Here is a 15,947-nt window from a genome sequence, read left to right on the forward strand (position 1 = left end):
AAAGACAAAAAGCCTTTAAATTCAGTACGTAGAGATGTGATTGTAGTGTGCAATGAAAGGTGGTTTTAAGCGTTGAAAGGCTGGGCGGCATCAGGGTGCGAAATGATGGCGAAGGTACGACGCTTGTCGACCTCAACTTTATTGCCTGACATGTTAACCTTGCACTAGCCGCTAAAAAAGGCGCAAATTATAGCGCCTATCGGCAGAATTGGCTAGGCAAAGTGTTTTTTAGCTTTTCGAGGATAATTCGGAAGACTGTAGGATTATATTTTTCATTTTAGCTAATTCAATTCTGGCATAACGATGTTCAACAAAATCATAAATGTTGGTCGCTAAGGTTAACCGATAAAAATTAGCAGCTTGCTGATATTGGCCATTTGCAGCGGCATGCTTAGCTAAGTAAAAATACGCTTCACATAAACGCTCTGCATATTCTTTTGGTTGAGACAAGCCCACTTTCGCCGCTGAAAATACTTGCTCTTGACTCATTTTACCTAAGTAAAAATCAACCAACACACTTGACCATTGTTGATTATTTAATTGTTTTCGTTGCGTCGCTAAATCGATTAACGCGTTACCTTTATCGACCTCTGAAGCCATCAAATAGAGCCAAAGTACACGATAACCATCAGTAGGGTCTCGATCATAAAACGCTTGCATGTCACTCACAGCTAATTGGTAACGCTCGCCATAATATAACGCGATGCCACGATTTAAGAAGGCATAATCATAGTTTGGTGACAGTTCCAGTACCCCATCAAATGCTTCATAGGCACTGTCAAACTCACCTTCTTGAGTATAATAAATACCCAGGAAATTATATGCATCCGCTAAATCGGGTTGCAACTTTAATGCTTGATGGAAATCAATTCGCCCCAGTAAACGCAGTCCTACACTGTCATATATGACGCCGCGATCATAATGAAAACGTGCACGCTGTTCGTCAGTTAATTCCATGGTAGCCAGAATTTCATTTAGCTTTGCCAGCGTCACTTCTAACTTATAGTCTGGCATGACAGGGGCTACAATCATCTGCCCTGCAGTATCATCATTTGAACCTAACGTTGCAGCACAACCTGACAACATCATACTTGCACCAACAACAACGGCAACGATTGTGGTGCGTAGCTTACATTCCATCCGCTTTACCTTATCAGGTTCTATTAATATTCAACATCATAGCAATCTGGCAATCTAAGAGCCATGTGCATTAACGATTATTTTTCGATAGATAAAAAAAGGAGACCAAATGGTCTCCTTTTTTGTCGTTAAACTTTAAAAAAATTACTCAGCAGTTTCTTTTGCTTGAGCTTCTTTAATTGACAGTCTTACGCGACCTTGACGATCCACTTCCATTACCTTAACAGCAACTTCTTGGTTCATCTCTAGGTGATCAGATACGTTAGCAACGCGCTCATCACTGATTTGTGAAATATGCACTAAACCATCTTTGCCAGGTAGAATGTTAACAAATGCACCGAAATCTACGATACGGATAACTTTACCGTTATAGATACGACCCACTTCAACTTCGGCAGTGATTTCTTCAATACGACGAATCGCTTCTTTGGTAGCTTCGCCATTTGAAGAGGCAATTTTCACAGTACCATTGTCATCAAGTTCAATAGTTGTGCCAGTCTCTTCAGTTAGAGCACGAATTACTGCGCCGCCTTTACCAATCACATCACGGATCTTCTCTGGGTTGATCTTGATTGTGGTAATACGTGGAGCGTGAGCAGAAATATCGTCACGATGTGAACCAATAGCTTGATCCATTACGTTTAGGATATGAACACGTGCGCCATAAGCTTGTTGCAGTGCAATATCCATGATCTCTTTAGTGATACCTTCGATTTTGATATCCATCTGCAATGCAGTAATACCATCACGAGTACCGGCTACTTTAAAGTCCATATCACCTAAGTGATCTTCATCACCTAAGATGTCAGAAAGTACAACAAAATCGTCGCCTTCTTTAACAAGACCCATCGCAATACCAGCAACAGATGATTTAATCGGTACACCGGCATCCATTAATGCTAATGAAGTACCACATACAGAAGCCATTGAGCTTGAACCGTTAGATTCAGTAATTTCAGATACAACACGAATGCTGTATGGGAATTCTTCAGCAGAAGGCATAACGGCATTCATACCGCGCCATGCTAACTTACCATGGCCAATTTCGCGACGCTTAGGTGAGCCAACCATACCTGTTTCACCAACAGAATACGGAGGGAAGTTATAATGAAGCATAAAGCGATTAGTACGCTCACCCATGATGCTATCAATCTTTTGTGCATCACGTTCAGTACCTAGAGTACAGGTAACTAAAGCTTGAGTTTCACCACGAGTAAATAATGAACTACCGTGAGTACGTGGAAGTACACCAGCTAAAACACTCAATGCGCGAATCATATCTGGTTCACGACCATCGATACGTGGCTTGCCACTAATAATACGTCCGCGAACAACATTTTTCTCTAGACTGCCAAGTAGATTGTCTACTTCACGAGTATCAACATCTGGGTTTTCAGCCACTAATGCCGCTTTGGCAGCCGCTTTAACGATGCCAACTTGTACATAACGATCTTGCTTAACTTCGATTTGATAAGCTTCTGTCATGCCAGCTTCTGCAAGCTCTTTGATTTTAGCAACTAACACTTGATCTTGAACTGGTGCAGTCCAATCCCATGTTGGCTTGCCAGCTTCTGCTTTGAACTCAGCAATAGCATCAACAACGACTTGTTGTTGGTCATGACCATAAGTCACCGCACCTAGCATAATTTCTTCTGCAAGCGCTTTCGCTTCAGATTCAACCATCAGTACAGCAGCTTTAGTACCCGCAACGACTAAGTTTAATGAGCTTGTTGCAAGCTGATCAACCGTTGGGTTAAGGACATATTCATCGTTGATATAACCAACACGCGCCGCACCTAGTGGACCGCTGAAAGGAATACCAGAAATAGCTAATGCTGCAGAGGTACCGATCATTGAAACAATGTCTGGCTCAATTTGTGGGTCAACAGACACCACAGTGATGATAACTTGAACTTCGTTTTTAAAACCGTTAGGGAATAAAGGACGAATAGGACGGTCAATAAGGCGTGCAATCAGAGTTTCATCTTCTGAAGGACGACCTTCACGCTTGAAGAAACCACCAGGGATTTTACCTGCAGCATAGGTTTTTTCTTGATAGTTAACAGTTAGCGGGAAGAAGTCACGGCTTAAATCCGCTACTTTTTTACCAACTACAGTAACTAATACTGTGGTATCGCCCATGCTTGCTAAAACTGCAGCATCTGCTTGACGTGCAATAACACCTGTTTCTAAGGTGACTGTATGTTGACCATACTCAAAACTCTTTACAATTGGATTCACGTGACCCATTCCTTAATTTAATGACCTTTAATTACGCGCACAAGTATACTTCAATTACACCGAATAGTTAAATAGACGCGCGATACAGAATGAGAAAATGTTTTAAATAATCATTTTCCTAGATGAGATCACAGCATTAACAAACGATTTTGACAGTGATGAGCGAGTTTACTCCGATTAAATGACATGAGGTTCACTATTTGGCTTGATTATTAATGACAAGAGAGATGAATTTAACTAAAGTCGTAGTAATTAGTATTATTATTTTTTGTGAAAGTTAACTAATTAATTCGCCCTATTGGCGATTTAATTTATATTTAGTATAAATTCTTGTAGTTTTAGGCTGTTAAACTGCAAATTTAACGTGAAAAGTCACTTAGATGACATGGAATAATACATGACGGCTCGTTTTAAGTCTCTCACATGGAAACAAACTAACTTAGTAGTTTTTACTGCTTTGTTTTTTGCTGTTGCTATTTTTATCATCGAAATAGCACTCGTCGTTGTTACCGCTAAACAACAGCTTACCGCGGCACAACAAGAGCTGCTCAATTCCGTCGAACAAACCACTACCAACGCGGTATGGTCGTTAGATGATAAACTTGCCAGTCAAACCCTAGAAGGCATTATAAAAGTCGATAATGTTGGCTCTGCAGTCATCGAGCTCGATGATGGTTCATTGTTTGTGTCTGAGGTAAATGAAACCGGAGAGTCCTCAAAAGCTTATGTTTCCTTAAGTAATCGTCTGTTTGGGGATCTAAAAGAAATCGCCCGTCCACTGTATCGTCCTTTCTATTTTGAAGGAAACAAACAACAACAGCTTATTGGCACCCTGACGATTTTTTACGATACCCAAAAGCTGACCACGAAACTGTTTAATCAATTACAACTTGGACTTATCGCAACATTAGCTCGAGCATTATTACTCACATTAGTATTGACCGTAGTGTTTCATCGTTTTCTCACTCAACCGATTGCTCGGATTAGCGAAGCAATTGACAAAATTGATCCTGATTATCCTGACGAAAACCTGTTACCTATGTCAAAAGCTCATAAAGATGATGAGTTAGGACTGGTGACCAGTAAGTTTAATCAAATATTATTGCAGTTCAGTCAAACTCAAAATAAGCTGCGCAAAATGGCAACCCGAGATCCATTAACGGGCTTACCTAACAGGACCTTATTATTAGAGACATTGAATGTCACCATTCAACGCTCTCGAGTCCACAAACGAAATTTTGCTCTACTCTTCATTGACTTGGATCGCTTTAAAAATATTAATGACTCCTTAGGCCATGCCATAGGTGATCAGTTTCTGGCGCGTATTGCGCGTATATTAGAACGAGTGGTGGGTGACAGAGGCAGCGTGGCTCGTCTTGGCGGTGATGAATTTGTTATCTTAGCCGATGAGATCCAAACACCTTCACAAGCGGCAGACTTTGTTGATAAATTACTCGCTCAATTAAATACTCCAATCCAGCTTAATGAGCACGCAATTCATCCCGCGGCATCGATAGGTATCTCTATATATCCCGAGGACGGTATCACTGCGGAAGACCTAATTCGACATGCCGATATCGCCATGTACAGCGCTAAAGCGGCTGGCTCTAATCAGTGGTCATTTTTCAAGCAACAAATGACTGAACGTGCGGCAATAAGACTTCGCACAGAAGCCTCATTACATGACGCATTGAAAAACAACGAATTCTTATTATATTTTCAACCTAAATTTGATTTAAAAACCAACAAAGTCGTCGGATGTGAAGCCCTTATCCGTTGGCAAAAAGACGGTCAATTGATAAGCCCGATGTCATTTATCCCTGTGGCCGAAGAAACCGGAATTATTATCCCAATTGGCCGTTGGGTTATCGAGCAAAGCTGCAAAGTGATCCGAGAATGGCAACGTAAATACAATTATGAGATCCCTATTGCGGTGAACGTGGCATCGCAGCAATTCGCTGATGCCAGTTTAGTACCCGACATCAAGCAACTGGCAATTCGATACCAGATACGTCCTGAATTACTGGAAATTGAAATTACTGAAACATCGCTGATGAATGATGTTGAACAAGCAGTGACTAAATTAGAACAGCTTAAATCTGCCGGTTTTGGTATTGCGGTCGATGATTTTGGCACAGGATACTCGTCATTATCCTATCTACGTCACTTGCCAATAACAACAATGAAGATTGATCGTGCCTTTGTAAGTGATCTTCCTGAAGATAGTGCAATCGCATCGACTATTTTAATGTTGGGTCGTCAACTTGATTTGACCATTGTTGCTGAAGGTATTGAAAATATTCAACAACTTGAATGGCTCAAAGAAAATCAATGTGAGATTGGTCAAGGCTTTTACTTTAGCCAACCACTGCCGTTAGCCGAGTTTGAAGAGAAATATATTATCAGTAATACAGCTAAAGTCATTCATGCTTAAACACTCTGTATAAGCCACAGTAAACCTATCTCGTCAGCGGCTTACCCATAAGCGGCAAAGTATCATTTAGCGGCTAATAATCCTGTTAAAGGCCCCTTTTCCCTTATTAAGTGAAATCAACTAAGTTAGTAGGGCAAAGGGCTATTGGCGAGGTATTTGTTACCCAAGTTTAGGCTGATTACAACCCACAATTCTTTTTTCTTTCAGTTCTTAATAATTTTAAGACTTAAAGCTGAGCAAAATATCCTAAAGACAAAACATAGATGAAGTTGCTCTGGAGTGATTAAAGTGCGGTTAAGTGCCCATTAACTCTTGTTGAATGTAGTCATGATCAACGGCCATTATTTATCCAAGCCTTAAAGGCTATTTCGGTAGATATGGCAATATCGATACAGATTTGATCAATCAAAGTATGACTAAAAAAACAACCACAAATGATTATGGGAACTGGTCAGTGAAAGGATGGGCTAAAAACAAGCATTTTTAGGCAATAAAAAAGGAAGCTATTAGCCTCCTTTTTTATGGTTTAATCAGCCTACTAAAGTAAGCCGAGTGTCGAATTAACGACGTAAACCTAACTTCTGGATCATAGCAGTGTAACGTGCTACGTCAGTACGCTTTAAGTAAGCAGAAAGCTTACGGCGTGCACTAACCATACGTAATAAACCACGACGAGAGTGGTGATCATGGATGTGCTCTTTAAAGTGACTTTGAAGGTGGTTAATTTGAGCAGTTAACAAAGCTACTTGAACTTCAGTTGAACCTGTATCGTTTTCGCCGCGACCAAAATCAGCTAAAATTTTTGCTTTTGCTTCAGCACTTAGTGACATGTGTATCTCCAAAAAAAGTAAATGTATCTCAAGCCGATCACTAACTCAGCCAGAGCGAGGGCAGCATTTTAACCAGATTGATGGTTAACCGCAATATAAATTCGATTATTTATCAGTAAAAGCAAACAACAACTCCGACTGATTACTCTGCAGGAGCATTATCATGGATCACAATCAAACGCTTTGGTGCTAATAAGCCATCATCATTCATGATGCCCATACCAACAAACCGACGTTCATCACCAATAGTGATACGCACTAATTCATCAGGCTTAAGTCCAGCAGCCTGAATAGCCTGGCCTTGCATGACGTAATATAGCATCGCCTCTGGCAAGTTAATTTCAGGGAAATTAGCGACCGCGGTGTCCATTGGTAATAATAATGGGTCCATCAGAGTTTGAGGCGCAACGTCATCTCTATGAGCTTGCTCAAGTAGCGCTTCTAATTGCGCTAAGGTGACCATTTTTTCATACGGATATTCGGCAACTTGAGTACGACGCAGCATAATAACATGTGCACCACATCCCAACATTTCACCTAAATCATCAATAATGGTCCGTATGTAAGTCCCTTTAGAACAATGAATATCTAGGGTTAACTCATCACCTTCAAGCTTGATAAAATTAAGCTCAAAAACAGTGATTGGTCGAGATTCACGAGGTACTTCAATGCCTTCACGTGCATACTTATACAAAGGCTGGCCTTGGTATTTTAATGCCGAATACATTGATGGTACTTGTTGTGTTGTGCCACGAAAAAAGGCCAGTTTCTCATCGAGTTGTGCTTGAGTAAAATTAACAGGACGCGTCTGAACGACTTCGCCATCTGAATCACTCGTATCAGTGCGCTCACCCAATTTAGCCGTCACCAGATAACGTTTATCCGAGTCTAATAAATGCTGAGAGAACTTAGTCGCTTCTCCAAGACAAATAGGCAACATTCCTGTTGCTAGCGGATCCAAAGCACCTGTGTGGCCCGCTTTATTGGCATTAAAAAAGCGCTTAACTCTTTGCAGAGCAAAGTTAGAGCTCATGCCAGTATCTTTATCGAGTAATACTATTCCGTCGATGAAGCGACCTTTAGGGCGACGAGCCATTAATCTTGCTCCTTTTCACCGTCAACAGACTCGCTGTTATCAGAGACTTCTGGAGTAAATTGCTGTTGCTTGGCTTTATCTTTATTGATGACTTGAGTTACTAGGTTAGACATGCGCATGCCTTCTACCAGTGAGCTATCATAAATAAAGCGTAATTCAGGCATAACGCGTAATTTCATACGCCCAGCAACCAAAGTACGAACATAAGGTGCAGCAACAGTGAGTGCATCAATTTTTTGTTGAACAAGTTCAGTGTCTTCTTCAAAGAAGGTCACAAACACTTTTGCATAACTTAAATCACGTGAAACGTCGACATCGTTTACGGTAATGAAACCAATGCGAGGATCTTTCATATCGCGTTGCAACACCATAGCAAGTTCTTGCTGGAGCTGTTGCGCAATGCGACGTGTACGACTAAATTCTTTTGCCATGATGATATGCCATATCGTTAGGTCTACAATCAAAAAGGGCGGCTAAAGCCGCCCTTCCATTGGTACTTATAAGGTGCGAGCAATTTCGACTGTTTCGAACACTTCAATTTGATCGCCCACTCGGACGTCATTGTAGTTCTTAACACCGATACCACATTCCATGCCATTACGCACTTCAGGAGCATCATCTTTAAAGCGACGTAAAGACTCAAGTTCACCTTCGAAGATAACTACGTTGTCACGTAATACACGAATTGGTGCGCTACGTTTAACGATACCTTCGGTAACCATACAACCTGCAATAGCGCCGATTTTAGGAGACTTAAATACATCACGAACTTCTGCAAGGCCGATAATTTCTTGTCTAAACTCAGGTGCTAACATACCTGTCATTGCAGCACGAACTTCATCAATTAGGTTGTAGATGATGCTGTAATAACGTAAATCGACACTTTCTGAATCTATGGTTTTGCGAGCCTGTGCATCAGCACGGACGTTGAAACCAACAAGAATCGCATTTGAAGCAGCTGCCAATGTTGCGTCGGTTTCGGTTAATGCACCAACACCGCGAGCAATAATGTTCACTTTAACTTCAGCTGTTGACAGTTTAGCTAAAGATTCGCAAATCGCTTCAAGAGAACCTTGAACATCAGCTTTAAGTACGATGTTAAGCTCTTGTACTTCGCCTTCTTCCATGTTGGCAAACATGTTTTCTAGTTTAGACTTCTGCTGACGCGCTAACTTAACATCACGGAATTTACCTTGACGATATAAAGCGACTTCACGAGCTTTACGTTCATCACGTACAACAGTGGCTTCATCACCCGCAGAAGGCACACCAGAGAGACCTAAAATCTCAACCGGAATAGAAGGACCCGCTTCAGTAATTGAATGACCATTTTCGTCTTTCATCGCACGGATTTTACCGTACTCTAAACCACATAAAACGATATCACCTTGGCGTAACGTACCTTCTTGAACCAAGATAGTTGCCACAGGGCCACGACCTTTATCAAGTTGTGATTCAATAACAACACCTGCAGCCATACCATCACGTACTGCTTTAAGTTCTAATACTTCAGATTGAAGTAAGATACCTTCTAACAATTCGTCAACGCCCATACCAGTTTTGGCTGATACGTGAACGAACATGTTATCTCCGCCCCAATCATCTGACATGATGCCATGTTGAGACAGCTCACTCTTAACACGCTCTGGATCAGCATCTGGCTTATCCATTTTGTTAACAGCTACGATTAACGGTACGTTACCCGCTTTAGCGTGTTGAATCGCTTCAATCGTTTGTGGCATTACGCCATCATCGGCAGCAACAACCAAAATAACAATATCAGTCGCCTTAGCACCACGAGCACGCATTGACGTAAACGCCGCGTGACCAGGAGTATCAAGGAAAGTGATCATGCCGTTTTCAGTTTCAACGTGGTATGCACCAATATGCTGAGTAATACCACCGGCTTCGCCAGCAGCAACTTTCGCACGACGGATATAATCAAGTAATGACGTCTTACCATGGTCAACGTGACCCATGATAGTCACAACAGGAGCGCGAGACTCTAGTTGGATGTTGTCATCGCGATCTTTTAGTACTTGATGCTCAAGTTCGTTTTCACGAATCAGCACAACCTTATGACCTAACTCTTCAGCAACCATTTGAGCGGTTTCTTGGTCAAGTACTTGGTTAATCGTCACCATAGAGCCCATTTTCATCATTTGCTTGATGATAACAGTGGCTTTGATTGCCATTAAATGCGCTAATTCAGATACAGTTACGGTTTCACCGATACGTACATCACGACTCACTGCTGCAGCGGGTTTATTAAAACCGTGCGCCATAGATTCTGGTGCTGTGCTGCGGTTACGCATGTGTTTTTCACGACCGTCACGCGCATCTTTTCCGCCACGTTTTTTGTTGGCATTTTTGTTGCGAGCACGACGACCACGTTTTTCATCATCGGCATCAGAACTGTCTTCAGCTGCACGAGCAACTTTAGATGTGGTGATATGATGATCACCGTTCTTTTCTGCATCTAAACGTTGACGTTCTTCTTCAGCCCAGCGCTTTGAGTTTACTTCAGCAAGTAAACGAGCTGTTTCAGCTGCTTTGGCGGCTTCATCTTTTTGCTTCTGAGTTAACACAGCTTCTTGAGTCGCTTTTAAACGCTCGGCTTCAGCTTTTGCTGCTGCAGTTTCTGGGTCAGCAACTTTAGTTACTTTAGGTTCAGACTTTACTTTTTCTGATTTCAATTTGGCTTCTGCTTCCGCTTTTTTCTTCGCTTCAGCATTAGCTTTCGCTTCTGCCGCTGCTTTTGCTTCAGCTTCCACTCTTACTTGAGCTTCAGCATCTGCTTTGGCTTTTGCTTGAGCTTCTAATTCAGCTTGTTTGGCTAATTCTGCATCATCACGCTTAACAAAAGTACGTTTCTTACGTACTTCTACTTTAACGTCTTTCGACTGACCGCCAGTGCTTGCAACACTTAACGTAGACACGGTTTTACGTTGCAATGTCATTTTAGTCGGTACTGAATCTGCACCATGCTGTTTTTTTAGAAAATCAAGAAGCTGTTGCTTCTCTTTTTCTGAAACAGTATCGAGTTGTTTTTTGCTTATACCAGCATCTGAGAATTGTTCGATTAATCGATCAACTGATTTTCCCACTTCCGCTGCTAATTTTTCTACACTTGTATCTGCCATCAATTAAATCCCCCTGTTGATCGACTTATGCTTCTTCGCCAAACCAACAGATATTGCGGGCAGCCATGATGAGCTCACCTGCTTTTTCTTCTGTTAATTCTTCAATATCAATTAAATCGTCAATACCTTGCTCGGCCAAGTCTTCTAAAGTCACTACGCCTTTGCTCGCTAGAACATAAGCTAAATGTCTTTCTAATCCTTCCAATGCTAATAAATCATCACTTGGCTCTGCACCATCTAACGCTTCTTCAGACGCTAATGCTCTTGTAGAGATAGCGGCCTTTGCACGTTCACGTAATGCTTCAACGATTCCTTCGTCGAAACCTTCTATTGCTAATAGCTCAGATTCTGGAACATAAGCGATCTCTTCTAACGAAGTGAATCCCTCATCAGCCAATACGGCTGCAAAATCTTGATCTACATCTAGATAAGCCACAAACAAATCAATCACCTTAGCGCTTTCGGCTTGGTGTTTTTTGTTCATGTCTTCAACTGTCATTACGTTCAGTTCCCAACCAGTCAGTTGAGTCGCTAAACGTACGTTCTGGCCGTTACGACCAATAGCCTGTGCCAAACTGTCTGCTTCAACAGCAATATCCATCGAATGATTGTCTTCGTCGACAATGATAGAGGCAACATCAGCTGGCGCCATGGCATTGATCACATATTGCGCTGGATTATCATCCCACAACACGATATCAACACGCTCGCCGCCTAGCTCGTTTGATACGGCTTGCACTCGAGCACCACGCATACCAACACAAGCACCAATTGGATCGATACGACGGTCATTTGATTTAACGGCTATTTTAGCACGAGCACCTGGATCACGAGCAGCACCCATCACTTCAATCAATTCGTCGTAAATTTCTGGCACTTCAACCCGAAATAGTTCAATCAGCATTTCTGGCTTGCTGCGTGTTAAAAATAACTGCGCACCGCGAGCTTCTGGACGAACTGAGTACAATAATGCACGCACACGGTCACCAGGACGGAAAGATTCACGGCTGATTAAATCTTCTTTAAATAATACGCCATCAGCATTATTACCTAAATCAACAACCACGCTTTCACGGGTGCTTTTCTTAACAACACCAGTAACAATCTCACCTTCACGTTCAATAAATTGTTCAACAATTTGTGCACGTTCAGCTTCACGTACTTTTTGCACGATAACTTGTTTAGCAGTTTGTGTAGTAATACGGTCAAACGCGACAGAGTCGATTTGATCTTCGATATACTCACCTACTTGAATCTCTGGCTCTTCATAACGAGCGGCTTCGAAGGTAATTTCGCTATATGGGTTTTCCAAAGCCTCGCCATGATCGTCAACAACCATCCAACGACGGAAAGTATCGTAATGACCGGTTTTACGATCAATCGCAACGCGAACTTCAATATCGCCTTCGTATTTTTTCTTTGTTGCGGTAGCCAGTGCAATTTCTAGCGCTTCGAAAATCTTTTCGCGCGGAAGGCCTTTCTCATTGGAAACCGCTTCTGCGACTAGCAGGATCTCTTTATTCATTTGGTCTTGCCTCGTCCTTCACCTGAAACTATCAAAACTTAGCGATAATGCTGCCTTTACGGATATTATCCAAAGCAACAATCAAGTCTTTACCATCAACGGTTATGGTGAGCATTTGCCCATCAACACTATTGATGACGCCTTTTAAATTACGACTACCCGCAACAGGCATAGTCAGTTGTATTTTTGCATCCTCACCTTTATAGGCAGCATATTGCTCGGCGGTAAATAACGGTCTATCTACGCCAGGTGAAGATACTTCTAATGTGTATTCTGTAGAAATAGGGTCTTCAACATCCATAACTGCGCTAACTTGACGACTGGCTGCTGCACAATCTTCAATATTGATGCCATTCTCGTGATCAATAAAAACACGTAAAATTGAATGACGACCAGCTTGAATATATTCAATGCCCCATAGTTTAAAGCCTAATGCTTCAACAGGTACTGTTAACATTTCAACAAGCTTGGATTCTATTGTTGCCAAAAATGACCCCCAAAAAAACAAAAAAAGGGCTAATAGCCCCATTGCAACCCGCATAAAACACGGATATTTAAAAGTTCATATAACAAAAAACCCCGTAATCACGAGGTTATTTTATTATAAAACCTGTAAATTGTAATTTATTTTCTAACGAAATTAAATTACAAGGAGCTGGTTGCGGGGGCCGGACTTGAACCGACGACCTTCGGGTTATGAGCCCGACGAGCTACCAACTGCTCCACCCCGCGTCAACTGTATGCAAGTATATTGATTTACACTATATCTTGCAATAACTAATCAAACGCTATCTATCATTTGTTAGTTAAATTTGGTGCCGAGAGCGGGACTTGAACCCGCACGTCCGTTAAGACACAGCCACCTCAAGGCTGCGCGTCTACCAATTCCACCACCTCGGCGTTACCTGGTTTACTAGTCAGGAATTTTCGTTTCTGACTTTTCGGTTTGCACCGGAGCTTCATCAATGATTTGCTCTGCTGCTGGACCTAAATCTTTCCACTGATCATTTTGCTCTGTGTGATTAGCACTTAAATTACCAATCACTAAACTCAATGCAAAAAAGCCAATGGCTAATACTGCAGTACTGCGAGTCAGGAAATTACCTGAACCACTTGAGCCAAATAATGTGCCTGAAGCACCGGCTCCGAAAGATGCGCCCATGTCGGCACCCTTTCCTTGTTGGATTAATATTAAGCCGATAAGACCTAACGCTACCACCAAGTATACAACTATAAGAACTTCGTACATATAATTACGCGCTCATTGCTATGGTACATAAACTTAAAAACTCACTTGAGTTCAAACTTGCACCGCCAATCAGACCACCATCAACATCAGGCTGGGCAAATATATCTGCCGCATTGCTTGGGGTGACGCTACCACCGTAAAGAATTCTGATATTCTCACCAATAAATGGAGAAACTTCCGAGAGGCGACTGCGAATAAACGCATGTACTTCTTGTGCCTGCTCTGGTGTAGCACTTTTACCTGTCCCTACTGCCCATAAAGGTTCGTAAGCGATAATTGCGTTATCAAAAGCCATGGTACCGTTTTTTTCAATTACTATATCAAGCTCTTCCGCAATCACCTCAAAGGTACGTCTTGCTTCACGAGCTGGTCCTGATTCACCTACACACAAAATCGGTGTCAGACCATGTTTCTGAGCAGCAGCAAACTTCTCTGCCACAATATTACTCGTCTCTCCGTACATACGGCGACGTTCGGAATGGCCGATAATCACATACCGACATCCAGAATCTTTTAGCATCTGCCCGGATATTTCGCCTGTGTATGCACCAAAATCATGTTGACTCAGATTTTGTGCACCCATTCTAACAAGCGCACCATCTAAGGTTTGCTTATTGGCTTCTAGCAGCTGCCGAACACTTTCAAGATAAATTGAAGGCGGGCATAAAACCACTTCAGCGGAATCATTTTGGAGCTTGGTAGCAAACTTCTTGAAAAGCTCTTGGGCTAATGCCGAATTACCATTCATTTTCCAGTTACCAGCGACCATAGGACGTCTGAGTGCCATTCACTGTCTCCTCTGAAAGCGGCGTGAATAATAGCGAACCACTTATCAAGTTACAAGAGCTAAAAGGGGAATATTTCATATAAACTGTCGAAGCGTCTACTTTTTGAGCGAGCAACGGCTTATCTTAATATTCAAATAATTAACATGCTGCCTTTACCGCGTCAGCAATACGATTTGCATGCGCAAGCACTTGGGGATGATCATCTCCCTCGACCATGACTCTAATTAACGGTTCAGTACCCGACTTACGTAATAATACACGTCCACGAGCACCCAATTGTTGTTCAACATCCGCTTTAGCTAACTTAACCGCTTCGCTATCGAGTGGATTAGAGCTGCCTTCAAAACGCACATTAACTAACACTTGCGGTAACATCTTCATCGATTCAGTTAATTGTTCAAGTGAAGCATTTTGACGTCGCATTGCCGCGAGGACTAAAATACCTGCAATGATACCATCACCAGTAGTACCATGATCAAGATTAAGAATATGGCCAGAGTTTTCACCGCCTATACGCCACTTATTCTTCTTCAGCATCTCCATGACATAGCGGTCACCGACCTTAGAACGAACAAAAGGAATATCAAGTGCTTGCAGCGCTAAGTCCAAACCTAAATTAGACATTACGGTGCCAACAACTCCGCCGCTTAAAATACCACGTTTTTGGGCATCTACCGCTAAAATATATAAAATCTGATCACCATCAACCACTGCGCCATGACGATTAACCATCATAATGCGATCGCCATCACCATCGAGTGCAATACCTAAATCAGCTTTTTCAACTAAAACGGTTTCACAGATTTTGGCCATTGCTGTTGCACCGACTTTATCATTGATATTGAGACCGTCAGGTTTATCTCCAATAGCAATAACATCGGCACCTAATTCACGAAAAACGTTAGGAGCAATATGGTAAGTGGCGCCATGAGCACAATCGACGACTATTTTTAATCCTTTAAGTGTTTGATCAGCTGGAAAATTACCTTTGCAGTACTCGATATAGCGCCCTGCTGCATCATCAATACGACGAGCCTTGCCCAGTAGATGCGACTCCACACAGACTAGCGGTTTTTCAAGTTCTGCTTCTATTTCTAGCTCGATTGCATCATCCAGTTTACTGCCATCAGTAGAGAAAAACTTGATACCGTTATCATAATAAGGATTGTGTGATGCACTAATCACGACACCGGCCTCGGCGCGAAAGGTACGAGTTAAATAAGCCACTGCAGGAGTAGGCATAGGGCCTAGCAGCAAAACGTTAAGTCCCGCGGCTGATAAGCCTGCCTCTAAAGCTGATTCAAACAGGTAACCTGAAATACGAGTATCCTTACCAATAATCACTTTTTGGGTGCCATTTCGAGACAATACTCGTCCAGCCGCCCAACCGAGCTTCAATGCCAATTCAGGAGTCATTTTACCCGCCCCTACTTTGCCGCGAATACCATCGGTTCCAAAAAATTTTCTTTGCTTCACAGATCCCTACTTAAGTGTTTTCACT

The 15,947-nt window shown here is 42.1% G+C and carries 12 protein-coding genes and 2 tRNA genes; 1 reads left to right on the plus strand and 13 read right to left on the minus strand.

The window, feature by feature from the left end:
* Positions 1–228 precede the first annotated feature (228 nt).
* Both nlpI and pnp read right to left on the minus strand, forming a co-directional pair.
* Positions 229–1,140: a lipoprotein NlpI gene (gene nlpI, locus GW828_RS17475; protein WP_273058608.1), complete on the minus strand. Its 912-nt coding sequence runs from the start codon at positions 1,138–1,140 to the stop codon at positions 229–231.
* Between the two features lie 144 nt (positions 1,141–1,284).
* Entirely contained in the window at positions 1,285–3,381 is a 2,097-nt protein-coding gene (pnp, locus tag GW828_RS17480) for a polyribonucleotide nucleotidyltransferase (protein WP_124017630.1), read from the minus strand.
* A 397-nt stretch (positions 3,382–3,778) separates the two neighbouring features.
* Here pnp and GW828_RS17485 point away from each other — a divergent pair, with 397 nt between their 5' ends.
* Positions 3,779–5,815 (plus strand): putative bifunctional diguanylate cyclase/phosphodiesterase, encoded by a 2,037-nt coding sequence (locus GW828_RS17485; RefSeq protein WP_124017631.1) that lies wholly within the window; start codon positions 3,779–3,781, stop codon positions 5,813–5,815.
* Positions 5,816–6,375: 560 nt separating this feature from the next.
* Here GW828_RS17485 and rpsO read toward each other — a convergent pair.
* The 11 genes from rpsO to glmM form a co-directional block, all read right to left on the minus strand.
* Complete coding sequence (rpsO, locus tag GW828_RS17490; protein ID WP_124017632.1) at positions 6,376–6,645, minus strand: 30S ribosomal protein S15; 270 nt, start codon at positions 6,643–6,645, stop codon at positions 6,376–6,378.
* Between the two features lie 142 nt (positions 6,646–6,787).
* Complete coding sequence (truB, locus tag GW828_RS17495) at positions 6,788–7,741, minus strand: tRNA pseudouridine(55) synthase TruB (protein WP_124017633.1); 954 nt, start codon at positions 7,739–7,741, stop codon at positions 6,788–6,790.
* On the minus strand, positions 7,741–8,172 hold the full coding sequence (gene rbfA, locus GW828_RS17500) for a 30S ribosome-binding factor RbfA (RefSeq protein WP_124017634.1): 432 nt from the start codon (positions 8,170–8,172) through the stop codon (positions 7,741–7,743). The genes truB and rbfA overlap by 1 nt, the downstream gene beginning before the upstream one ends.
* Before the next feature lie 66 nt (positions 8,173–8,238).
* Entirely contained in the window at positions 8,239–10,884 is a 2,646-nt protein-coding gene (gene infB, locus GW828_RS17505; protein ID WP_124017635.1) for a translation initiation factor IF-2, read from the minus strand.
* 25 nt (positions 10,885–10,909) lie between these two features.
* Positions 10,910–12,409 (minus strand): transcription termination factor NusA, encoded by a 1,500-nt coding sequence (gene nusA, locus GW828_RS17510; RefSeq protein ID WP_124017636.1) that lies wholly within the window; start codon positions 12,407–12,409, stop codon positions 10,910–10,912.
* 31 nt (positions 12,410–12,440) lie between these two features.
* Positions 12,441–12,896 carry a ribosome maturation factor RimP gene (gene rimP, locus GW828_RS17515; protein WP_124017637.1) on the minus strand — a complete coding sequence of 152 codons (456 nt, stop codon included), beginning with the start codon at positions 12,894–12,896 and terminating at the stop codon, positions 12,441–12,443.
* A gap of 169 nt (positions 12,897–13,065) precedes the next feature.
* Positions 13,066–13,141, minus strand: a tRNA-Met gene (locus GW828_RS17520).
* Between the two features lie 81 nt (positions 13,142–13,222).
* Positions 13,223–13,309: transfer RNA gene (locus GW828_RS17525), tRNA-Leu, on the minus strand.
* Between the two features lie 13 nt (positions 13,310–13,322).
* Entirely contained in the window at positions 13,323–13,658 is a 336-nt protein-coding gene (gene secG, locus GW828_RS17530; protein WP_124017638.1) for a preprotein translocase subunit SecG, read from the minus strand.
* A 4-nt stretch (positions 13,659–13,662) separates the two neighbouring features.
* A complete protein-coding gene (gene tpiA, locus GW828_RS17535; RefSeq protein ID WP_124017639.1) occupies positions 13,663–14,445 on the minus strand; it encodes a triose-phosphate isomerase in 783 nt (260 codons plus the stop codon).
* A 139-nt stretch (positions 14,446–14,584) separates the two neighbouring features.
* On the minus strand, positions 14,585–15,922 hold the full coding sequence (gene glmM, locus GW828_RS17540; protein WP_182741653.1) for a phosphoglucosamine mutase: 1,338 nt from the start codon (positions 15,920–15,922) through the stop codon (positions 14,585–14,587).
* Between the last annotated feature and the right edge of the window lie 25 nt (positions 15,923–15,947).

The sequence above is a fragment of the Shewanella vesiculosa genome, from assembly GCF_009994065.1.
GTDB lineage: Bacteria > Pseudomonadota > Gammaproteobacteria > Enterobacterales > Shewanellaceae > Shewanella > Shewanella vesiculosa.